Source organism: Desulfotomaculum sp., assembly GCA_003513005.1.
GTDB lineage: Bacteria > Bacillota > Desulfotomaculia > Desulfotomaculales > Nap2-2B > 46-80.
On sequence record DOTD01000101.1, the window covers coordinates 6,289 to 6,633 of the forward strand.

The window sequence follows — 345 nt, forward strand, 5'->3', positions numbered from 1 at the left end:
GGCGAAGGCGGCTGTGTCATGGTCGGCGCCGACATTAACCCCTGTCCGTCCGGCAGGCGGGCAATCTTCGTTGCGAGCGGGGTCGTACACACCATAGGGGTTCACTGGACCTTCGTTCAGGTATCATAGACAGTTTAAGTTTGACATGCCAAGCAGCCCGGCGATCCGTTCCTCGCCCCCGGCGCCGTAGGCGCCTGGCCTTTCGCTCCCGCAAACAGCCGGCGTTGCTTCTCGTCCAAAAAAGGAGCCAATATCTCATAGCGCTGCCGGATGCGTTCCTCGTTCATCTCGTTCAACCGTTGCTCGGCGGTAATCATCCCTTCGTCCCTCCCTGCCGAAACTGAT

General features: G+C 59.7%; 1 protein-coding gene. It reads right to left on the minus strand.

Features of this window, described 5'->3' with window-relative positions:
- Positions 1-134: 134 nt before the first annotated feature.
- Positions 135-317 carry a hypothetical protein gene (locus DEH07_12620; protein HBY05314.1) on the minus strand — a complete coding sequence of 61 codons (183 nt, stop codon included), beginning with the start codon at positions 315-317 and terminating at the stop codon, positions 135-137.
- Positions 318-345: the final 28 nt, after the last annotated feature.

Excerpts from the sequence above, each read along its gene's own strand:
- DEH07_12620 (HBY05314.1), bottom strand. The coding sequence starts at position 317 with ATGATTACCGCCGAGCAACGGTTGAACGAGATGAACGAGGAACGCATC.